2 tRNA genes and 1 rRNA gene are annotated in these 467 nt (G+C 51.4%); all 3 read left to right on the top strand.

The features are described from left to right. Window positions 1–83 (top strand): 16S ribosomal RNA (locus EVJ23_RS15075); the annotation flags it as partial. A 75-nt stretch (window positions 84–158) separates the two neighbouring features. Then, window positions 159–235: transfer RNA gene (locus EVJ23_RS15070), tRNA-Ile, on the top strand. A 23-nt stretch (window positions 236–258) separates the two neighbouring features. Then, window positions 259–331 (top strand) — tRNA-Ala (locus EVJ23_RS15065). The last annotated feature ends 136 nt before the right edge of the window (window positions 332–467 follow it).

Genomic DNA, 467 nt, shown 5'->3' with positions numbered 1-467 from the left:
AGCCGCCGAAGGTGGGACAGATGATTGGGGTGAAGTCGTAACAAGGTAGCCGTATCGGAAGGTGCGGCTGGATCACCTCCTTTCTAAGGAAAATGCCCATGTGGCATGCCCATCGTTCAGTTTTGAGAGACCAAATCTCTCGACAAATCAAATTATGAGGGCCTATAGCTCAGCTGGTTAGAGCGCACGCCTGATAAGCGTGAGGTCGGTGGTTCGAGTCCACTTAGGCCCACCATTTTTTTGAGAATTCCCTTATATGGGGCCTTAGCTCAGCTGGGAGAGCGCCTGCCTTGCACGCAGGAGGTCAGCGGTTCGATCCCGCTAGGCTCCACTTTGTTCCTTGAAAACTGAAGATTCATCAAGACATCAAACCAAGAAAAATATGCATGGTCCGTTCGGACCGTGTGTCTTAGAAACGCTAGATCAAGGTAGAAAGGGCGTACGGTGGATGCCTTGGCACTAGGAGC

Source organism: Exiguobacterium sp. SH1S1 (assembly GCF_004337245.1).
GTDB lineage: Bacteria > Bacillota > Bacilli > Exiguobacteriales > Exiguobacteriaceae > Exiguobacterium > Exiguobacterium aurantiacum_A.
The sequence above is the reverse complement of the archived record's forward strand: the minus strand, read 5'-3'. Positions and strand labels throughout refer to the sequence as shown.